Source organism: Cellulophaga geojensis KL-A (assembly GCF_000568425.1).
GTDB classification, from domain to species: Bacteria; Bacteroidota; Bacteroidia; order Flavobacteriales; family Flavobacteriaceae; genus Cellulophaga; species Cellulophaga lytica.
The window spans coordinates 1-19,865 of record NZ_ARZX01000008.1; the positions used below are offsets into that span (position 1 = coordinate 1).

Annotated in this window: 22 protein-coding genes and 1 other RNA gene; 19 read left to right on the forward strand and 4 right to left on the reverse strand. The window is 28.7% G+C overall.

Annotated elements, in window-relative coordinates:
• Positions 1–47 precede the first annotated feature (47 nt).
• The 13 genes from KLA_RS07710 (at position 48) to KLA_RS07770 (ending at position 10,575) form a co-directional block, all read left to right on the forward strand.
• Positions 48–611, forward strand: a complete 564-nt coding sequence (locus KLA_RS07710) for a hypothetical protein (RefSeq protein ID WP_013621807.1) — start codon at positions 48–50, stop codon at positions 609–611.
• Between the two features lie 168 nt (positions 612–779).
• The gene (locus tag KLA_RS07715; protein ID WP_034644888.1) at positions 780–1,406 is read left to right on the forward strand and encodes a hypothetical protein; all 627 of its coding nucleotides are present in this window, start codon (positions 780–782) and stop codon (positions 1,404–1,406) included.
• 148 nt (positions 1,407–1,554) lie between these two features.
• The gene (locus KLA_RS07720) at positions 1,555–2,424 is read left to right on the forward strand and encodes a LytTR family DNA-binding domain-containing protein (protein ID WP_034644889.1); all 870 of its coding nucleotides are present in this window, start codon (positions 1,555–1,557) and stop codon (positions 2,422–2,424) included.
• Positions 2,425–2,527: 103 nt separating this feature from the next.
• Complete coding sequence (locus KLA_RS07725; RefSeq protein WP_034644890.1) at positions 2,528–3,742, forward strand: hypothetical protein; 1,215 nt, start codon at positions 2,528–2,530, stop codon at positions 3,740–3,742.
• Positions 3,743–3,827: 85 nt separating this feature from the next.
• Positions 3,828–4,160 (forward strand): CCC motif membrane protein, encoded by a 333-nt coding sequence (locus KLA_RS07730; protein ID WP_013621811.1) that lies wholly within the window; start codon positions 3,828–3,830, stop codon positions 4,158–4,160.
• A 386-nt stretch (positions 4,161–4,546) separates the two neighbouring features.
• On the forward strand, positions 4,547–4,783 hold the full coding sequence (locus tag KLA_RS07735) for a hypothetical protein (protein ID WP_034644891.1): 237 nt from the start codon (positions 4,547–4,549) through the stop codon (positions 4,781–4,783).
• Between the two features lie 56 nt (positions 4,784–4,839).
• On the forward strand, positions 4,840–6,570 hold the full coding sequence (locus KLA_RS07740; RefSeq protein WP_034644892.1) for an FAD/NAD(P)-binding protein: 1,731 nt from the start codon (positions 4,840–4,842) through the stop codon (positions 6,568–6,570).
• A gap of 48 nt (positions 6,571–6,618) precedes the next feature.
• Positions 6,619–7,233 (forward strand): hypothetical protein, encoded by a 615-nt coding sequence (locus KLA_RS07745; protein WP_034644893.1) that lies wholly within the window; start codon positions 6,619–6,621, stop codon positions 7,231–7,233.
• A gap of 29 nt (positions 7,234–7,262) precedes the next feature.
• Positions 7,263–7,463, forward strand: coding sequence for a hypothetical protein (locus KLA_RS07750; protein WP_034644894.1), 201 nt, complete (start codon positions 7,263–7,265; stop codon positions 7,461–7,463).
• A gap of 20 nt (positions 7,464–7,483) precedes the next feature.
• Positions 7,484–8,308: a hypothetical protein gene (locus tag KLA_RS17540; RefSeq protein ID WP_051456061.1), complete on the forward strand. Its 825-nt coding sequence runs from the start codon at positions 7,484–7,486 to the stop codon at positions 8,306–8,308.
• A gap of 17 nt (positions 8,309–8,325) precedes the next feature.
• On the forward strand, positions 8,326–9,180 hold the full coding sequence (locus tag KLA_RS17545; protein WP_051456062.1) for a hypothetical protein: 855 nt from the start codon (positions 8,326–8,328) through the stop codon (positions 9,178–9,180).
• A gap of 20 nt (positions 9,181–9,200) precedes the next feature.
• Positions 9,201–9,893, forward strand: coding sequence for a hypothetical protein (locus tag KLA_RS07765; protein WP_034644895.1), 693 nt, complete (start codon positions 9,201–9,203; stop codon positions 9,891–9,893).
• Between the two features lie 112 nt (positions 9,894–10,005).
• Positions 10,006–10,575, forward strand: coding sequence for a hypothetical protein (locus tag KLA_RS07770; RefSeq protein WP_051456063.1), 570 nt, complete (start codon positions 10,006–10,008; stop codon positions 10,573–10,575).
• Between the two features lie 77 nt (positions 10,576–10,652).
• Here KLA_RS07770 and KLA_RS07775 read toward each other — a convergent pair whose 3' ends face one another.
• Positions 10,653–11,831, reverse strand: a complete 1,179-nt coding sequence (locus KLA_RS07775) for a DUF3137 domain-containing protein (protein ID WP_034644897.1) — start codon at positions 11,829–11,831, stop codon at positions 10,653–10,655.
• Position 11,832: 1 nt separating this feature from the next.
• On the reverse strand, positions 11,833–12,342 hold the full coding sequence (locus KLA_RS07780) for a LemA family protein (RefSeq protein WP_034644898.1): 510 nt from the start codon (positions 12,340–12,342) through the stop codon (positions 11,833–11,835).
• 380 nt (positions 12,343–12,722) lie between these two features.
• Here KLA_RS07780 and KLA_RS07785 point away from each other — a divergent pair, with 380 nt between their 5' ends.
• The 5 genes from KLA_RS07785 (at position 12,723) to KLA_RS07805 (ending at position 17,247) form a co-directional block, all read left to right on the forward strand.
• Entirely contained in the window at positions 12,723–14,642 is a 1,920-nt protein-coding gene (locus tag KLA_RS07785) for a hypothetical protein (protein WP_034644899.1), read from the forward strand.
• 40 nt (positions 14,643–14,682) lie between these two features.
• Positions 14,683–15,057 (forward strand): hypothetical protein, encoded by a 375-nt coding sequence (locus KLA_RS07790; protein ID WP_034644900.1) that lies wholly within the window; start codon positions 14,683–14,685, stop codon positions 15,055–15,057.
• A 97-nt stretch (positions 15,058–15,154) separates the two neighbouring features.
• On the forward strand, positions 15,155–15,763 hold the full coding sequence (locus KLA_RS07795; protein ID WP_013621821.1) for a hypothetical protein: 609 nt from the start codon (positions 15,155–15,157) through the stop codon (positions 15,761–15,763).
• 32 nt (positions 15,764–15,795) lie between these two features.
• Positions 15,796–16,293: a hypothetical protein gene (locus KLA_RS07800; RefSeq protein WP_034644902.1), complete on the forward strand. Its 498-nt coding sequence runs from the start codon at positions 15,796–15,798 to the stop codon at positions 16,291–16,293.
• An 18-nt stretch (positions 16,294–16,311) separates the two neighbouring features.
• Entirely contained in the window at positions 16,312–17,247 is a 936-nt protein-coding gene (locus KLA_RS07805) for a hypothetical protein (RefSeq protein WP_034644903.1), read from the forward strand.
• A gap of 153 nt (positions 17,248–17,400) precedes the next feature.
• Here KLA_RS07805 and ssrA read toward each other — a convergent pair.
• Positions 17,401–17,796, reverse strand: a transfer-messenger RNA (tmRNA) gene (gene ssrA / locus KLA_RS17815).
• Between the two features lie 213 nt (positions 17,797–18,009).
• Here ssrA and KLA_RS07810 point away from each other — a divergent pair.
• Positions 18,010–19,212 carry an NAD(P)-dependent oxidoreductase gene (locus KLA_RS07810; RefSeq protein WP_034644904.1) on the forward strand — a complete coding sequence of 401 codons (1,203 nt, stop codon included), beginning with the start codon at positions 18,010–18,012 and terminating at the stop codon, positions 19,210–19,212.
• 4 nt (positions 19,213–19,216) lie between these two features.
• On the opposite strand, the gene KLA_RS07815 is transcribed toward KLA_RS07810, so the two are convergent.
• A complete protein-coding gene (locus KLA_RS07815; protein ID WP_051456064.1) occupies positions 19,217–19,864 on the reverse strand; it encodes a DUF1361 domain-containing protein in 648 nt (215 codons plus the stop codon).
• Position 19,865: the final 1 nt, after the last annotated feature.

The window sequence follows — 19,865 nt, forward strand, 5'->3', positions numbered from 1 at the left end:
AATTAATAAATCAAAATAAAGAAGACCGTTGTGCATAATTTGAGAAAATGGGATTAGACATTAATTTAATGGTAAATAATGATAGTGAAGTAATCACGTCAGAATACTTTGAAAATAGCAATCTCTATTCTCTGAGTAGAGAATTTTGTAATCTAATGTGCAGACCAGGAGTAGTTGAACACACATCTGAATTTGACCAAATTGGAGAAATAACGAATATCAATATATCTCATTTGTACAAAATGACCGAATACCCAAGCGAAGAGGAAGAAGTCAATATGATTGAGTTTGCGGAAAATGAAGAAGAAAAGGAATGTTTAAAGTCTGATTTCGAAAAGAGAAAAGAAGATTTAAATGGAAATATAAACCAAGTAAAAGTTCTTGTAGAAAACTTAATCAATAAACTGGAAAATATTGATAATCTGTACGAAAAATTAATAAAAACGGATTTTGACTCAATGAACTCTGAATACTATTTTTCGGACTTCAATAAAGACAAAGGAGAAGGTTATGTTGGAAATAATTTTGGACAAGACTTGCGAAATTTCAAAAGATTTATTGACTATGCGATTGACCGAAATTCAGAAACAATTTGGTTTGAATATGTATAAAACTATGCACATAATGTATAACCGCAATTACGTCGTCCCTAAAGTTCGGGAGGCTAGGTCCTAATCTACTCGGAATTGCTAAAGTCTGTGATAAGCCGAAAACATTAACTTTAATCCCGTAACTGACGGTTATACGAGACCGATATAAACAAAACCTTAAAAACCGAGATGATAAAACAAAAATTCCTAAATTTAATTAGAAAATATTCTTCTAATGAAGATTATAATTTGGAATGTTGGATTGAAATTGAGGACAATTATTTGTCTAAATCTCGTCATTATCATAATCTTGAGCATTTAGATAATATGATTTCGGAATTAAGTAAAATTCAATCAGAAGTTAACGATTTAGACTGCTTATTATTTGCCATCTACTATCATGACATTATTTACAAACCAACTAAAAGCGATAATGAACATCAAAGTGCTTTAAGGTTTGAAAATAGAATTGCTAAAACTTCATTTAACAAATTGAGTAAATGTATAGCGCAAATTGAGGCAACAAAAGAACATAAATTATCAGATGACAATGATACAAACATACTTTTAGATTTAGATCTTTCAGTATTAGGTAAAAGTACTGAAGAGTATAAAAAATATAGTGAGAACATCAGAAAAGAATATAGAATCTACCCAGATTTTATGTATAAGAAAGGAAGAAAAAAAGTACTTAAAAGCATTTTGGAATTGGATTTTATTTATAAAACAGATTATTTCAAACAACTTTATGAAAAACAAGCAAAAAAGAACTTAACGCTTGAATTAAATCAATTTTTAAAAGCAAAACCTAAATAGCTAAAGTGAAAGACTTTAAATTAAGTGAAGAAGTAATATTGGTGCTTTAAAAAAATAAAAAAATGACATCTACAATTTTGACCTTTCAAATAAAAAACTAGAATAATTATTACTACTATAAACGTAAAACATACTTAAATTGTAGTATTTGGCACAAAAAAACAATGATATAAAAGCAATGATTACACTAAATAAAACAATAGCATATTCTAAAAATTGGAAACATACTTTTATGATTGCGTTATTGCTAGGAACATTTGTTTCAATTTTATTGATAGCCTTAGAACCCTTTGATAGTAATAACGAGTTTTCATACAAATATTTAATTCTTTCTGGTTATGCATTTTGCCTAATAATACCTATACTGCTTGTTCATCCTATTGAAAATTACTTTTATAAAATTCAAACAAAACGATGGTTTGTATTAAATGAGTGTTTGTATATTATTGCAACTGCCTTTATTGTATTTCTTTTCGCTTTTTTTTATCACTTTTATGTAGTTAGTGGTTTATCTTCATTTACGTCTAAATTAATATGGGGTTTTATAAAATCGTTTGGAATACCATTTACACCTATTGTGGTTCCTTTTTGGCTTTATTTGCGCTCTAAATTTGGCTCTATAGAGGTTCCTTTGTATAATAAAGAAAATACTAAAAGAAATAAAACCATAACTATTGTTGGCAATAATAAGTCTGAAACCTTAACCATTTTTGAATCGGATTTTATTTTTGCAAAAGCGCAACAAAATTATGTAGATGTATACTACAACACAGAAAACGGAATGGAGCAAAAAACTTTTAGGAACACACTCTCTAATATAATGAAACAGCTTCCTAAAGCCTGGCAAGTGCACCGTTCTTACTTGGTTAATTTAGATTATCTAAAAACTGTAGAAGGCAATGCTAGAAAGCGTTTTATAAGAATATCTGCAACCGAGGAAACAATACCAATTTCTCAAATTTACTATGAAGCCTTAAAAAAAAGGCTTTCAAATTCGTCCCAACAGCTTCAAAATTAGCCCAGGCCATTCAAATTTAACCCAAAAACTTCAAGTTAATCACACTCTTTTTTTTCTATTGTTTTTATGTTTTCTCTTTGTTGAGAACTTAAAAAACAAACAAATGAAAACTCGTATACTTTTTGTCCTAGCCATTTCAATACTATCTTTAACAAGTTGCTCTTCTGGTAAATATGTAAACTATTTAAAAAATAATACAGAGGTAGTTAAAATGAAAGATTCACTTCAGTTTAATTCACTAGATGAAGATTTTTACAAAAACAAACTCTTTTTAGTTGGTGAAGTACACGAGGTTGAAACATCTCCAAGAATTGATTTTGCATTATTTAATCAACTTAATGAAAAAATAAAAATTGATGTTTACTTGGCGGAAATGGACATTGCCCAAGGATATTATTTACAAGAATATATAAAAGGTTCTAATGAATTAGAGCTTAAAAACATACTTAAAAAATGGCCAGTTTACATAGGAAGCATTTCTAAGCAATACAGAAATAAATGGAAAAATATGAGAACATATTATGCTCAACTCCCAGAGACCTCTAAATTTAAACTAGTAGGAATTGATAGAATTGTGGACTTTGAACTAACTCAAAAACTATTAAAAGAAAAGCTACCTAAAAAATATCATAGAGAGATTCCTAACACTAAAGATTCTTTAATTTTTTGGTCTAAAAATAAGCTCAATGCTATTCTAGAAAAAGAGAAAACACAACTAGATAAAAACACATTTAATTTACTAGAAAATATAGAATACAACATTTCTAATTATGGTAAAACAAGAAGCAGGGATAAGTTTATGTATCAAAACTTTAAAAGATTATATGCACAAAATGAATGGGGAAATAAGAATATTTATGCCGGATTTGGTTTTTCTCATACACTACAAGCTTATAATTATACTTTTGCAGGACGAATTAAGAAAGACACTACATTACCATACGCAAACAAAATGGTTAGCCTAAATACAATGTATGTAGACTCTAAATTAACTGTAGATAGCAGAGCGTTACCAAAGTTTATGCAAGACAAAGGCAAAGCGTTTACAAAATTTAATTATTCACAAGACAGTAGGCTTTTTATGTATATAAAAGGTATTGCAGACTATAAAAAAGTAACCGTACCAAATACAATAAGTTTGCTTAAACTAGATGCAGATGGATCACCTTACTTAAACTCTACAAGAGGTACTAAAGTAAAAAACCTTATACCTATTTGGGATGCTTATGATATTATTGATGGTACATCTACTACAGACTATGCGCAATATATTTTATTTGTTCGTAATGCAGATTGGATTCAGCCAGATTTAAAATAACCTATATTAAAAATGTATAAAAAAAATAGTATTTTTAACTTGGTACTATACCATTTAAATTAAGTATTTAATTAGAGCATTAATTATGGAAAAAAAGAAATTACCCAACAGTAAATTAATTTATCTTTTAGCAATGTTAAGTTGTTTTCTATTTTGTTTTGGTGGTTTTTCAATCCTATTTGCTTTAATTTCATATTTTCTTGCTAAAAAATCTGAGCGTATTTACAGAGAAAACCAAGACGAATACCATAATATTAAGAGTGTAAAAAAAGGGAAAGTAATTGCTATTATAGGTATTGTTTTAAATTTAATTATTTTGGGTATTACTATCTGGACCTTAGCAACCATTGGTTGGGACAGTTGGTCTGATGAGTTTGTAAGAAGATGGAACGCTGGTGTGGAAAGTAATAGTTATTAATATACAATAATTTATTCTGCCTTTAAATTAAATATATGTATTTAAAGATTAACGATAAGCAAGTATAAAAAGAAGACTTAATTAAGTTAATATCTAAAAATAAATTACAAGCAGTTAGCTACATTGTCCAACAGGTAAACATTGGTCTTAAAGACGCTTATAATATCGTTGAAAACTTAGAAGATAATCCAACTTATTATGATAATAAAGTATTAGATATTGCAGAAAGAGACTCCCGAAGCGAAGAAACTATTGTAATTGAAGAAAAACAAATTCTAAATAAAGATCTAATTGAGTTTACTGGCCAAAATAAATTAGAAATTATTGAACAAATAAGGGAAGCTTTAAATGTTGACTTAAAAACAGCCAAGAAAATAACAGAGCAATTGGGAGAGAATATCGATGATGAAGGTAGGCTTGTAGTAGATATAACTAAAGAAACGGTTATAGATAAAGAGTTTTCTTTGGGAAATGTTAAAAATAGGGATGATAAAAATGATAATGAGCCAAAAAGAAAAGTTGCTTCACACATTATAAAAACTAATGATAACACAAAAAAATGGGTTTATTTAATAGTCTTAGTTACTATTGCTATAATTTTTTATTTTTTAATGACTAATTAACTTATTTTATTTTTAGAAAATAAGATACTAATGAATTTATAAATAAACAGTTAAAGGTGGTTAAAAAAAAGTTGGCAATAGTAGGCGTAGGTCCTAGAGGGCTTTATGCGGCAGAAAATTTTATAACACAATTAAGTTTAACAGAAGACCAAACTACGTTAGAGCTGTTGCTGTTTGATGAAACAGGCGATTTTGGAAACGGACAAGTATACAGTACAGCGCAAGTAAAATCTAACTGGATAAATATAACAGAGCGTATACTTACATTGCCTAAAAGAGATGAGGTAGTATACAATGGTACTATTATTCCAGGTTTTTCTTCATATCACCACTGGGCCAATTTAAACTTTGATAAAATAGGGAGCTCAGAACCAGATATATATCCTCCAAGGGCAAAAATAGGAGCGTATTTAAAAGAACGGTTTACTTCATTAATTACACCACTTTTACTAAATAAAACAGCTACATTATATAATCAGAATGTAAAAAGTATAGAGGTATTAGCTAATAATAAAGTTAGGTTAACAACAGAAAATCAAAATTTTACAGACTTGGATGAGGTGCTGCTTACTATTGGTCACCAGTCCACAAAATTATCTGAGCAGCTAATTAAATGGAACAGTTATTTTAAAAATAACTCTAATGTTCATCTTTTTTTAGACCCTTATCCTGTTAAAAATTATATAGATGTTGCCAATACACAACGTAAAGCAAATATTGGTGTTAGGGGGTTTGGTTTAGCAATGTTAGATGTTATGCGTGGTGTATTAGCTAAACAAGGTACTTTTAAAATTACAGATAAACATACCCAAAAGTGTCAGTTTACTGCCAATAAAAATGCAAATACGGTAATAGTGCCTTTTTCATTAGATGGCTTACCACCGGTTCCTAAACCTTTAAACAAGGTTATAGATGATTTATACAAACCATCTAAAGAACAGTTTAGTAATTTAGAAAAAGAAATAGGAGATAAAACAGCTCAAAGTAATGCTAAAGGAGTAGACTTTTTGGTGTCTGCTATAGTGCCAATTGTTGCAAGTATTTATACCTCATTACCACATACTTTAGGAAATGAAAATTATACGTTTAAACAGGTTGAAGAAGCCGCATTTAAATGGATAACGAATCAAAATTACAAGCATAGCCTAATATTGCCTACAGAAACACCAATTGTATCCTTGATAAATAGTTATGTAGATATGGCAACAGCTACAAGCGCAATAAGTTTAGACTTTTGTGTTGGACAGGTTTGGAGACATTGTCAGCCATCAATTTACAAACAGCTCTCATATAATAATTTTAGTAATGAGGTATTTGCTAATATAATTGCTTTGGATGAGCAAATAAAAAGGTATTCTTATGGGCCACCTGTAGAAAGTATTCAGCAAATGTTAGCTTTGGTAGATGCGCAAATTCTAAATCTAGAATATGTAAATAATCCTGAAATTGAGTTGTCTGAAAATGGGTGGATTATAAAATCCAAAAATAAAAATATAGTTGCCAATATAATGATAAATTCAGTTTTAGATGCTCCAGATATTACAGCAGTTAAATCTGACTTAGTTAAAAGTTTGCTTTATAATGAGTCTATAAAAATAGTAAGCGATAATCTTGGGGTACAAACAACTAAAGATGGGTATCTTATAGAAAAAGACACAGAAAACAAATTACCATTAGCCTTACTTGGTAGGTTAGCAAAAGGTACAGTTATTGGCGTAGATGCTATATTAGAATGCTTTGGAGATAGACCTGCAGAATGGGCTAAAGCAGCTGTTAATAGAAAATAAATATGGTAAAAAGTAGTTTTAGATTGTAGTAATAACCAATTCTAACTTATGAACTATAATGATTTTAAAAGTAGTGCTAAAAAATTTTCTAATGAAGTGCTTTTTGATAGCTTATTGCATAGAGACCTTTGTAATGATGAGCGTAGAGCTTATACAGAAGAAATACACAAAAGAGATCTAGAGTCGCAATTGGCAGAAGCTACAGAAGCTAATAATGTTAGAAAAAATAGTATTATAGACTCTGTAAAAAATTTACCAAAACAAGAGTTATTAAATGTAATTGTTTTTAATATAGATAAGTTTACAGAAGAGCAATTAACCATTTTTAGGAACGAAGCAGTAGCAAGAGGTTTGCAAAACGAGTTAACAGCTGCTTTAAATGAAAAAGCAAAAAGCGATAAAGAGTTTAGAGATACAGTAATAAATAACGCCGATAATATTGGACAAATGATGAATAATTTTACAGAGCATTTGTTTACAATTTCACCAGAGTTAAAAAAGAGTGTAGAAAAAGCAGAAAAGAAGTCTAAAGCCAACAGAATTGTTGGTATAGTTTTGTTAGTAATTGGTATTTTACTACTATCCAAAACTGGATGGAATACCATTTCTTTTGGTATAACCGCTTTGGGTATTTTTTTATTTGTAAGAGGAGTTTTAAAATGATAAAAATATAATATGGAATAGTAGTAATTTTGGGAATCCTTTTTGCTGCATTTTTATATTGGGCTTACTTACCAGATTATAAAATGAACCCTAAAGAATTTTGGAAAACTTTAATTGGTATGCCAATAGGATTGTTTTTGGGTTTTATAGGGTTTGGAGCTTTAAATGAAGTAATTCGTAAATGGGCTACAGCAAAAAAACCAATTAATAAAAATGATAAAAAAATATAACTAAAGCAGAATAGCGCCATATGAAACTACCAAATAATATTGCAGAAATATCTTTAGATAAGGAAGTACAAGTAGGTGTGTACCCTCCAAATGGTTTTTTACATTTTTATGAGGCTAGTTTGGGCAACGGAGATTATTTTGGATTGTATTGGGAGTTTGGTAAAGAGGATAAAGAACCTATTGTTTGCGAAATGATCCATGATGAAGGTATTATTAAACCTAGTTTCTCATCGTTAGATAAGTTTTTAGAATGGTATAAATTAAATGATTTTGATTATGGTGATGAAGAAATTGAAGATGAAAAGTTAGTTTACAACTATCTAGAAAAAGGAAACCAATGCCTAAAGCAGAACAATGTAAATAAAGCTATTGAGTTTTATAAAATGAGTACAGAAAGTTTTGGAGAACTAAGCGAAAACTGGTTTAAACTAGCATCACAATATAAAAGAATTGGTAATGAACTAGATTTTCAGAAAAGCATAATAAACTCAGTAATTTCTAATTGGGCTATAGAGTTTCCTTCTCAAAATGTGATAAGATTGCTAAAAAACTGTACGCCAGTAAAAGAGCTAGAGAATCATCCTTTACTTAAAAATAGAAAAAATTTAGATCTTAATTTTGGAGGTCAGAAAGAAAATGAAAATTACGAAGTAATTAAAGATATTTTTACAGAACTCTATGAAATAGGGGATACTAACAAGGCTATGTTACTAGAGCAGAATTACGCATTAATGATGTATTGGGAAACATCTTCTTTTCAAGAAAGAAACAATTTTAATATAAACGATTGGAGAAGCAAGTTTGCTCAAAAAACAAAATCAAGAATAACGCTAAATGAGTTATAAGTAAACAATAATCTTTTATGAAAATGAAAAAAATACAACTTGTATTACTTGCAATAGTTTTAGTTTCTTGTGCAGACAAGAAAACCAAAACAGAAGATATTAAAGTAACAGAAGCTACTTCTAATAAAACGGAAGAGGTTAGTAAAAAAGAAGAGTCATTTAAACCATTAAACAAAGACATTAATTTAGGAAGCTATACAGGTAAAATAAACAACAATTTAGATGTTGCATTTCATATAAATAATGATGAAGGACACATAAGTGGATTTTATTATTACAAAAAAATAGGTGTAGATATAAAAGTAGTTGGTACAGTTGTAGCAGATAGTTTGCTTGGGTACGAGCTAAATTATAAAAATGATACACTAGCAATTATAAAAGGAAAAATTAATGATTCTGGTATAAAAGGAACGTGGGTAAACGCAGAAAATAAAAAAGAATATCCTTTAGCTTTAACAAAAGCAGCTAAAAAAGTAACTCCGTTGCCAGCAGATATACTGGGCGAATATTACAATGACGTGTGCAACCTAACGCTTACGTTTACAAAGTCTAAAGGGGAGTACTACTACACCTATAAATCTAAAGAACGAAACTTAAAAGGCAAACTTAATTTTTATAGAGAAGATGGTTTATATATAAATTTATCAGAGATTGAATATGCTGAAGATTATTTTGATGTTAGTTTGGCAGAGGAAGATACTGAAACCGAAAAAAAATATGCAGAATTAAAAAAAATAGGCAAGCGTAAGCTTGGTGTAGAGTGCTACTATAGTCCAGGAGAATTAACAATTCAGAATTACGGTAATGCAATGAATTATTATGTGAAATTAAATGATTGCGGAGAAAAATATATTCATTTTAAAAAGAAGTAGAATAACAACATACACAAATAATGAAACAGTTTTTAATTACGTTACTTTTAGTTCTACTATTAAGTTTTTCTTTTGTAAAACAGCAAACTAAAGCAGAAGACATAAGAGAATGGAATAGGTTTGAACTTACAGGTATAGTTAAAGCTTTAAAAGAAAAAACATATAAGGCTAATTTTACTAGTAAATCAATTAAAGAAGATGAGCTTAGTATATTAAACACCGTAATTGTTAGTTTTGATAGTATAGGAAGGTATACTAAAAGCATTACTTTAAACCCAGATAATAACAAAACTAGTAGTACAATAACTAAGTATACAAAAGCTAAAAATTATGAGTCTTTTCATTACAGTAAAGACAATGTTTTACGCAACAAAAGCATAATGAAGTATGTGTCTGATTCATTAATTTTAGAGGAATCTTTTGCACCTAATGGCGAGTTATTATTTTCTATTAGAGTAGAAAAGCAAAATGATAGATTTTCTAAAGTAACTCTTGTAAACGGGGATAAAATAGATTCACATTTTTATTATTATACAGATGATAAATTTATAAATAATATAGTAACCGTAAATAAAAATAAGGATACTATATCTCATATAAAATACAAGTATGTAGCGTTTGATAAAAATGGAAATTGGACCAAAAGATTGTCTAAAAATTACTTTAATAAAAATGATATAGGTAAACTAGAAGTAAGGGAAATAAGCTATTAAAAGTAACTAAGTAGGACTCTTTTAAATATACAATAAGCGCCTACGAATATTAATTGTTGTTTTTTTTGTTGGTTTACTATTGTTAGTATTGGCTAAATAAATAATAGATAGTATGACAAATTTGACATTAAACTTAAACGCAAAATTACAACCAATGCACCGTCATGATTTGGAAGATGCATTGCAAGAAATACTAGATACATTAGATTTTAAGGCAGAAACTACAGGAGGAGGTACTTCACAAGCTTTAAACGGAGAAATAGAATCTTGTGATATTGAATTAAGTATTTCTGATAGTTCTAAAGAGAATATTAATAAAATTATTGAAGCAGTAGAGGCTATGTTAGCACCTATTGGGTCAAAGTTAATTATATATCCAGAAGATGAAAGTAAAGATGTTGTAAGTATTCCTTTTGGTACTCAGGAAGGATTAGGACTGTATTTAAATAGTAATGATTTGGATGATGAGGTTTATCAAAACTGCGATGTAAATTATGTATACGAAGAAATAGAGCGTCTATTGGGCGATTTTAAAACAGGACATATTGCTAGCTATTGGGAAGGTGAAGAAACTTCTCTTTATTTGTATGGCGAAAGTTTTGAGAATATGCATGAGTTAATTAAACCTTTACTTAATGATTATCCTCTGTGTAAAAAATGCCGAGTAGTTAAAATAGCCTAGAAATTGGCTTTAATAAAAAAAGTTGTTTTGTAAAACGTCCTTTACAAAACAACTTTTTTAATGTGTATAAATTTAAACTATGCCTTAGACCATATTTTAGTATTAAGGTCAAGTTCATTAATTAAGTCGGCAATAATGTTTAATTCGTTTTGTATTTCTTCAACAGAATTTACTTTTATGTGCTTTTCTTTAATAGTTATATTTTCAAATAAATCATTACTCATAGGCATTATTAAGTATAATTTACCATTCTTTAGGGTCATAGATAGTTTATCACCTAATTTCTTGTTTAATCTATCTATAGCATCAATAATTTTAGGACTTAAAACATAGTATGCCATTTGCTCATTTGTAGTAGTAATTTTATACTTTTTGTTAATAACGCTGTTTTCTACTCTAATAGTTTTAAGTTGGTCTTTAGCAAACATTTTTTTACTAAACTTTTTTCTGGTTTTAATGTTTACAGTACCTTCAAAATCTTTATGAAAATCTGCAAATAAAAAAAGGCCTCTAAAATTTGTTTGTTTACCATACAAAAATGCCCTCTCATCTACTTTAGTCTTATCTATTGTTTTAGGAGCATTATTAGAGTTGTTTACTGGCTCATTAGATTCAGCAAGGTTTTCTAGTCCATCAAAAACAGGTGTCGGAATTTCTGGTAAAAGAGCTACAGGCAAAATTAAAGCTAAAACAAGTATGCCCCAACCCAAATTAGTCATCCCTTCTGATTTGTAATATAACTCACAAAATTCAAAATCTACATCTTTAATTTTTCCAGAAAAGTAATCATCTCCAAAAAACCAACTTTCTTTTAAACTGTCTAAAACTTTTGGAGAAAAAAATGAAGATTCTATAATTTTTTCTTCATCAATCATTCCATCAAACTGGTAATTTATATTACTATATTTTGATGCAATTATTTGTGGTAAAATATTTATTTTAAATTCTTTGCGATAGATACTAGTGTTTTTAAACCTTTGTTTTTGTTTAGTGTAAGACTTAAAAATTACTATTGCAATAACTGTAGCTACTATAGAGTAGGTAAAAGTTATAAAAGTCAAACTTCCTATAAAATCATTGTCAAATGTTAATATAGAAACAATTAAATATATTAACAAAGAAATAATAAATATAAAAAAAGTAAATACAGAGGAAAGCATTAAAATTATAGGTATAATAATTGAAATGTTAGAAGGAGGTTTAACAAATTTAGCTTTTGCTTTAACCTTGCTAAAGTGTTCTGTAAATTGGTTCATATTACAATAGGTTGTTTATGTTAGGGTTTTCTCTTTCTTGCTCATCAGAAATAATTTTTAAATAAATTTCTTCTTTAAACCCAAAAATTGAAGCAATTATATTACTTGGAAAAGTAGATATAGCATTGTTATAGGTTAGAACAGAACTATTGTATGCTCTTTGTGAAGCGGAAATTTGTTCTGCGAACTCATTTATAGATCGTTGTAGGTGAGTAACAGAATCGTTAGATTTTAGTTCAGGATAATTCTCAAAACTGATTGATAAATTACCAAGTAATTTAGAGAGTTCATTTTCTACTGCTATTTTTTCAGAACCATTTGTAGTGGTGTAGTTGCTTCTTAACTGGGCAATTTGTGTGTGAATCTCATTTTCGTGGCTTAAGTATTTTTTTACAGTTGCTGCTATATTTGGTAATGCTTCAAACCTTTTTTTAAGCTGTACGTCTATGTTTTTTTTAGAAAATTTAATATGGTTTTTATACTTAACTATTTTGTTGTAAGTCCAAATCATTGTATTTTAATATTAGTTGTGTTATTCCTCTAAATTTTACGGTTAATTTAATTTAAAATAAAAAATGTTAATTTATAAAACTGATTTAGATTTTACAACAATAATTATAAGAAGTTTCTTATTTTATTAACAGGAAATAAATGGTTTTAAGTATTATATATTATTCTTCACTTAATGTAGCATATAAGTACTTAACATTTAATAAAAATGATATAGGTAAACTAGAAGTAAGGGAAATAAGCTATTAAAAGTAACTAATAAGATTGTTTTAAATATACAATAAACGCCTACGAATATTAATTGTTGTTTTTTTTGTTGGTTTACTATTGTTAGTATTGGTATACTTCAAAAATATATTTAAAAAAAATCGAATTTATCTAATGATTAAAAAAAGCATTCTTTTATTGTGTTTCATTTTTTGTGTTAGTTGCAAGAGTGCACAACATAAATTCCCTTCTTATAAAAACATAGTTAACACATTTTTTACAGATTATGATTTGCCTAACGGGCAAGATGCAAGTGATATTAGATTTATTAAAAAAAAGGAAGGTTATTACATACAAGAATATAACTATGATACGGAAGGTTATAAAGAACCAGAACTTTTTTGGGATGCACCTACTAATAAATACCAAGTTTTAAGCTTTCCTAAAGGTAAAGTGTTAAATACCGAGTATGCAAATTATCATTTAACATACTTTTATAAAGAAAGATTTAATGTGTTGCCTTATTATGGTTATGTAGGTTGGACCAAAGATGTTATTGCTTTTTTAGAGCAAAAAAAGGACTTAACAGATTTAGAATACTATGCTTTAGGAAGAGCATACAGTACCAGTGCAAGTCATTTATTAAATAATAGTTATGAATTTGGAAATCCTAAAAATCAATTTAATTTTTTAGAGTCTGGTAAAAATCAATTTACAAAAGAACAGCTTAAAAAGTATATGTATTATGTAGAGAAATCTATAGAGAGTTTTGCTATACTCTGTCAAAAAAAACCAGATTATCCAACAGTTGTAGGTAACATTTGTAATAAATTAGATAACGAGTATGTTACTGCTTATTTAAACCTTAGCATTTACCAAAACCAGGCAGAGGCTTTAACATTTTTACCAGAGGATTTGTATACAGATTTTGTTATGGATTATGCCAAAAACTATTTAAACTCCTTAGAACCTAATGCAATTTTATTTACCACAGGTGATAATGATACATTTCCGTTTATGTACGCACAAGCAAAGCTAAAACACCGCCAAGATGTTGCTATTGTAAATACAAGTTTGTTAAACCAAAACAGTTATGTAAATCATTTAAGAGATGATATGGTTTTAGCCTCACCACCAATTAAGTTTGCATTAAAACCAGATGCATATGCAAAAGAAAATTTATCTTATATAGTTTTAGGTAGCAATAAAAATGATGATAAGTATTTAGACTTAAAAAGCACACTACAATTAATAAATGAAAAAGATTCATCTGTTGTTTATAAAGCAGCAAAAGAGAATGCTAAATTGTCTACAAATAAAATAGCTATTGCTATTAACCAAGACACCTTAAAACTTACATATAAAACAAATTATATAGTAAAGGGAGAATTACTTGCGTTAGATATTATAGCGTCAAATATAAAAACAAGACCTGTTTACTGTAAATTTAATGAGTTGCCTGTAGTATCTAACTATTTAGAGAAATCTGGTTTTGCATATAAAATAACAGCTAATCCTAAAAACAAAATAGAAAATGATAAGTATGTAGCAGGTATAGATACAGATAAAACCTATGCTGTTTTAGTAGATAATTTTCAATATCACAAAAACACAAAAAATAGCTCAAAAACTGAGCTTTCTGTTTTAATAAGTTATGCATCTTCTTATGAAACTCTTATTAATCATTACAAAAAAGTAGGAGATATTAAAAAATGTAAAGAAGTTTTAGATGCGTTCACAAATTTTTATCCAAAAGACCTTTACGCAGATATTAGTTTTATGATTTCATCTATGGCAAAAAATGCGTATGCCATAAAAGATTTTAAAAATGGAGATCTTATGGTTGAAAATCTTATTGAAAATTTAGAGCGTATAAAAAGAAATAACAAAGAGAGTACAACCTCTGACAAAACAGCAGCTTTAAAAAAATTAATTTTTGGAGATGAGGTTAATGATAAATTAAGTGAAAATGAACTAGAGTTTTATTCGTATATTATTACAGATATATCAAATATAGAAGAGGTAAATACTAATTTAACTTCTCGTTTGCATACGTTAAAAAATTACTTTGAAGAACAGCTTAGTCAGTTTTAAGAGTAAGTTTTTTGCAGTGTAAGTAGTTAGTTTTAGAACTATGCTTATAAAAAAAATACAAATACACAGTTATTCAGGTATACTATTAACTGGGCTTTACGGAGTTTTTTTAAGAGTTTTAAGGGAGTGTTTTGATGTTTCTAGTGAGAACTTTATTTTCATTTTTGTTGTACCTGCAATTATAAGTTTAGTACCTGTTTATTATGCAACTACTGGTATTTACAGATCTAAACTAAAACTTTTCTTTTACCCTTTTTTTTCGACACTATTATTTTTAATAATATACTCTGTAAGTAGTTGGACGGATTTTCCTTTATTTCTACTTTTAGGATTACCATTCTATATAATTATAGGCGTGCTTGGTATACTGGTAGGCGGAGTTGTTAAAGAGCAGAACTCAAAAGGACTTAAATAACCAGATTAAATATACAACACACCCTTACGAATATTAATTGTAACGTTGGTAGTTACACAACTGTATGTATTATTGTTTTAATTAAAATAATACATAAATGAAGATTGGCTTGCTCTGTATAATGGTTTTTAGTCTTATTTCTTGTGGTAGTAAAGAAAAACAGGAAATTAAAGAATTAGAAAAGCTAGAAGCTAATTCTAGTGTAAAGTTGACTGATACTTTACGTATTAATAAAGACTTTACAATATCTTATTTAAAAATTGACTCGTTAACCTATTCAAACTTTAAAAAACAAAACAAAGTAGCTTTTACAGAAACTAAAAACGCTAGTTTAAGTTGTGGAAACTCTAGTCCAATGTGGAATTCCGGTATTAGACTAAAAAATGATACACTAGGTATAGAACTAAATTTTAATAAAAGCTGGGTAGAAAATATGCCAGAGCCTAAAGAGCAAGTATTAACCAGAATAACTTTAGATAAAGCAAAAGCAAAGTTTTATAACGGAATTATACTAGGTAAGTCTAACACAATAGAAATAAAAGAAAAGTTTGGTAAGCCAGTAAGTGAGGGTAACTACGTATTACAGTATGTTTTTAAATCAACTAGTATTATGTTTGTTTATAATGAGTTAGGCATTGTAAATTATATGGTAATGTCTAAAGCATACCAAGAGCCTAAACCACAATTTAGTTTAGCATTAAATTAATGAGATAGATCCTATTAAGCAATTTATAAAATATGAAACAGGTACTAATTGTATGCTTATTATTAATTTCTTCCTTTTGTTTTTCTCAAGCAAATAAGTTGCAAAAGAATTTAATTCCGACTAAAGTAGATAGTATTCAGTTTTCAATTTGGCATATACAGACTAAAGAAACTTCAAACCCAGGTACAAAAGTTAAGGAGTATAAAAAAGAATTGGGTTATACTGTATTAGATAAAAAAGACCAACATACCTTTATAAAAAAACTGCAAAGTCCAGAATCGTACAATTCATCTAGAGCGTTGTTGCATCATTATAATTTAGTATTTCTAATATATCATAATGGTAAAATAGTAGGTAAAGTACATATTTCTTCAATTACAGGAAATATAGATGTAGAGAGTGTGCAAAATCAAAACAACTATAAAACTAGTGTTTCTAAACAAATGGGTAAGTATTTAATTGGCTTGCTTAAAAAGTATAAGCTACTAAAATTAGTAGATGAGGTAAACTTAAAAGGACTATCAACTTAATTTTAAAAAAGAATTACGATGAATACTATAAAAAAAAGAGGTTTAAATAATGCCATAATAGTATTGGTGTGCTTTTTCCTTTTTCAGAATACCTATAGTCAATCAAAAATTTATTTTGATAAAGATTGGAAAACAACAACCAAAGATAAAGCACAGTTTTACAGAGTTGTTACCAAAAAGAACGATTCTCTTTTTCATATAAAAGACTTTTATATAAATGGAGTGCTACAAATGAATGGTCATTTTTCTAATCTAGAAAAAGAAGTTTTAGAAGGTAAAGTAACCTTTTATGATGAAAAAGGAAGAAAAACAAATAGCGCAAATTATGTAAATGGTGTTCTAAACGGACCAAGTATTGTTTACTTAAAAAACGGTAAAATAGAGTATACAACTGAATACAAAAATGGCAAAATATACAATGGCATTTATAAAGCAGCAACAGTTAAATATTTATATAAAAATGGTGTAACTGCTAAAAGAATTGAGTTTTTATCTCCAAATGATTATTACCCTTTGGCAACTACAGTATATGGTAAAGAAAAAGATAGTGTGTATTGGTACACTAGTAAAGGCAAAAAAATAGGATTTGGTATTTATAAAGGCATTGACCCCATAAATGGATTAGATATTAAAAAGAGTTGGTTAAAAGTTACACATACGTATTATAATAACAGAAAAAAAGACGGGGTACAAAGCATATTTTATGAAGGTAAATTAATTGTAGAAAATACGTTTGCTAATGATGTACTGCTGTTAAATAAGAGTTTAAATCCGCTTACAGGCAAATTTGTAACGTGTAAATACAAAAATAATAAACCCTACCAAGGACATTATTTTGTGTACCATATTACACAAGATTATTATGATGAATATGTTTATGATACCGGAAAAATTGTCTCATACAAAAAATATAAAAGTATAAACGGGGTAATAAATACAGACTCACCTAATTAAATTATAGTGTTGTAAAACAACACTTTATGGTTTTTTTATAAGTAACAAATATTTAAGTATATGTAGCAGTAACATTAAATAAAGCTAATTTTAGACATAAAAAAACCTGCTCAAATAAATGGGCAGGTTTTTTAGGTTACAACCTAATTGTTGTTGTGGAGCCGGAGGGATTCGAACCCTCGTCCAAACAAGTAACCAAAGAGCTTTCTACACGCTTAGTCTTTTCTTGTTTTTTCGATTATAAGCTGGTTAAAGACAACCTACTTATAACTTATCTTCTTTAGTTTCAAAAAGGCAACAAAGCACTGCCTAATCTATATTGACATTTACGATGCCTCAAAATAGAACGCCGTCAATCAAGGCTTTCTGGAGACATAAAGCTTGTACACCTTGTGTACCTAGGCTAATCTTACTATAATTCAGATTATGCAGCTAAAGCGTAGTTATTCTCGCCGTTTAAAAAGTTGGTCTAGCCTTTAACGTGTTTCAATGCCATTACACGACGTGCTTACTGTTCAATTAATCTCGCTGTCAAAACCAGTCGGCCCCAATATTACAGTAATTATTATGGCGTTTTAACGGGCTATTCGCTATATTTTTTTAAGTTTTATAGCTATAAAACTTAAAAAAGATGTCGCTACTATCCCTAACGCGGTCGGCAAAGGTAATTCAAAAAGTATTCCAAAAAAAGTTTTGTTTGTCATCTTGTCATATGTTACATTTACAACTATACTTAAATTTTAAGTTATAAAACAATTTTCTATGAAATTCGGAATCATTAAAGAACGTAAAAACCCGCCAGACCGTCGTGTGGTATTATCTCCAGAAGCTTGCAAAAAGGTTATAAAAAACTATAAACAAGCTCAAGTAATAGTAGAACCGTCAGATATTAGGGTTTATAATGATTCAGAATACACAGAGCAAAATATTAAAGTAGCCAACCAAATGCAAAATTGTGATGTTCTTGTAGGTGTTAAAGAAGTACCTATAAGCGCATTAATACCTAATAAAAAGTATTTTTTCTTTTCGCATACCATAAAAAAACAACCCTATAACAGAGACTTACTAAAAGCTATATTAGAAAAAAATATAGAGTTTTACGACCATGAAGTTATAGTAAGTCAAAAAAACACACGCTTAGTAGCTTTTGGTAAATACGCGGGTATTGTTGGTGCATACAATGGTTTTAGAGCTTATGGTTTAAAATACGGTACTTACAACTTACCTAAAGCCGAAACATTAAAAGATCAGCAAGAGTTAATAACCCAATTAAAAAAAATAAAATTACCAAATATTAAAATTGTGCTAACAGGTAAAGGCCGTGTGGGTAACGGAGCCAAGGAAATGTTAGACGGTATGGGCTTAGAGCAAGTAGGCTTAAAAGACTATTTAAATAAAAGTTTTAATATTCCCGTTTACTGCCAAATAGACGTTTTAGATTACAACAAACGTAAAGATGGTGAGCGTAGCAACAAGCAAGAGTTTTTTACCAATCCATCAGAATATAAGTCTAACTTTTTTAGGTTTGCAAAAGTGTCAGACATATATATAGCAGGGCATTTTTACGGAGACGGAGCACCATACTTATTTACAAAAGAGGATGCAAAACATACCGATTTTAAAATAAAGGTTGTAGCAGATATTAGTTGCGACATTAACGGCCCTGTAGCTACAACCATTAAAGCATCTACCATTGCAGATCCTGTGTATGGTTATGATCCAGAAACAGGTGAAGAAACAGATTATAAAAATCCTAATGCCATAGCAGTAATGGCTGTAGATAATTTACCATGTGAGTTGCCAAGAGATGCAAGCGTAGGTTTTGGACAGTCTTTTATAAAACACGTAATCCCCGCCTTTTTTAATGAGGACAAAGACGGAGTTTTAGAACGTGCTAGAATGACAAAAGATGGCAAGTTAACCGATAGGTTTTCTTATCTACAAGACTATGTAGACGGTAAATAGTACTTTATTTTTTAAAGACTATTTTTTTATGTAGCGTCCAAAATAAAATATATAACAAACCACCAAAAGCAAACGTCATTGACCAAACATTGTAATTGGTTAAACTGTGTGCAATATTGTAGGCAAGTATATGTGGTTTTGTAAATAAATCCCAAGAGTTAAAACGTAAAAACCTACCTAAGTACACACCATAACCACAAAGTAAACAAAGGTATATCATAAAAAAATGAGCATTTTTAGCATTGTACTTACTTTTTAGCACTTGGTAAACGTCTATCATAGAGAATAACCCAAGTAGCAAACCAATAATAGCGTATACAAATAAAAGTAACAAGTCTAACCAAACTAAAGTAGCATTTTCGTTTTGTAAATGTATAAGGTCTGTAATTATATACGGGCTATTAGGTAAAAACAGTAGCCACATTCCAAAAAAAACAAATTGTCCTATTTTGCTATAGTTACTATTGTTTAGGTACTTTAATACCTGAGAAAATAAATAGGGTAAACCAGCCAAAAATAAGTTCCACACTAAAAAACTAAAAAATAATGATCCTGTAATTTTTATGCGAACTGCTAAAATTAAAATAGCAAAACTTATGGCTGCTAATAAACCAATGTTAGAGGTTGTAAATAAAATTAATTTCTGTTTCATT

What these genes read in the sequence shown, in the direction of transcription:
- KLA_RS07710 (WP_013621807.1), top strand. Translation starts at nt 48, where the DNA reads ATGGGATTAGACATTAATTTAATGGTAAATAATGATAGTGAAGTAATC.
- KLA_RS07715 (WP_034644888.1), top strand. Translation starts at nt 780, where the DNA reads ATGATAAAACAAAAATTCCTAAATTTAATTAGAAAATATTCTTCTAAT.
- KLA_RS07725 (WP_034644890.1), top strand. Translation starts at nt 2,528, where the DNA reads ATGAAAACTCGTATACTTTTTGTCCTAGCCATTTCAATACTATCTTTA.
- KLA_RS07730 (WP_013621811.1), top strand. Translation starts at nt 3,828, where the DNA reads ATGGAAAAAAAGAAATTACCCAACAGTAAATTAATTTATCTTTTAGCA.
- KLA_RS07745 (WP_034644893.1), top strand. Translation starts at nt 6,619, where the DNA reads ATGAACTATAATGATTTTAAAAGTAGTGCTAAAAAATTTTCTAATGAA.
- KLA_RS17540 (WP_051456061.1), top strand. Translation starts at nt 7,484, where the DNA reads ATGAAACTACCAAATAATATTGCAGAAATATCTTTAGATAAGGAAGTA.
- KLA_RS17545 (WP_051456062.1), top strand. Translation starts at nt 8,326, where the DNA reads ATGAAAATGAAAAAAATACAACTTGTATTACTTGCAATAGTTTTAGTT.
- KLA_RS07765 (WP_034644895.1), top strand. Translation starts at nt 9,201, where the DNA reads ATGAAACAGTTTTTAATTACGTTACTTTTAGTTCTACTATTAAGTTTT.
- KLA_RS07770 (WP_051456063.1), top strand. Translation starts at nt 10,006, where the DNA reads ATGACAAATTTGACATTAAACTTAAACGCAAAATTACAACCAATGCAC.
- KLA_RS07775 (WP_034644897.1), bottom strand. Translation starts at nt 11,831, where the DNA reads ATGAACCAATTTACAGAACACTTTAGCAAGGTTAAAGCAAAAGCTAAA.
- KLA_RS07780 (WP_034644898.1), bottom strand. Translation starts at nt 12,342, where the DNA reads ATGATTTGGACTTACAACAAAATAGTTAAGTATAAAAACCATATTAAA.
- KLA_RS07785 (WP_034644899.1), top strand. Translation starts at nt 12,723, where the DNA reads ATGATTAAAAAAAGCATTCTTTTATTGTGTTTCATTTTTTGTGTTAGT.
- KLA_RS07790 (WP_034644900.1), top strand. Translation starts at nt 14,683, where the DNA reads ATGCTTATAAAAAAAATACAAATACACAGTTATTCAGGTATACTATTA.
- KLA_RS07795 (WP_013621821.1), top strand. Translation starts at nt 15,155, where the DNA reads ATGAAGATTGGCTTGCTCTGTATAATGGTTTTTAGTCTTATTTCTTGT.
- KLA_RS07800 (WP_034644902.1), top strand. Translation starts at nt 15,796, where the DNA reads ATGAAACAGGTACTAATTGTATGCTTATTATTAATTTCTTCCTTTTGT.
- KLA_RS07805 (WP_034644903.1), top strand. Translation starts at nt 16,312, where the DNA reads ATGAATACTATAAAAAAAAGAGGTTTAAATAATGCCATAATAGTATTG.
- KLA_RS07810 (WP_034644904.1), top strand. Translation starts at nt 18,010, where the DNA reads ATGAAATTCGGAATCATTAAAGAACGTAAAAACCCGCCAGACCGTCGT.
- KLA_RS07815 (WP_051456064.1), bottom strand. Translation starts at nt 19,864, where the DNA reads ATGAAACAGAAATTAATTTTATTTACAACCTCTAACATTGGTTTATTA.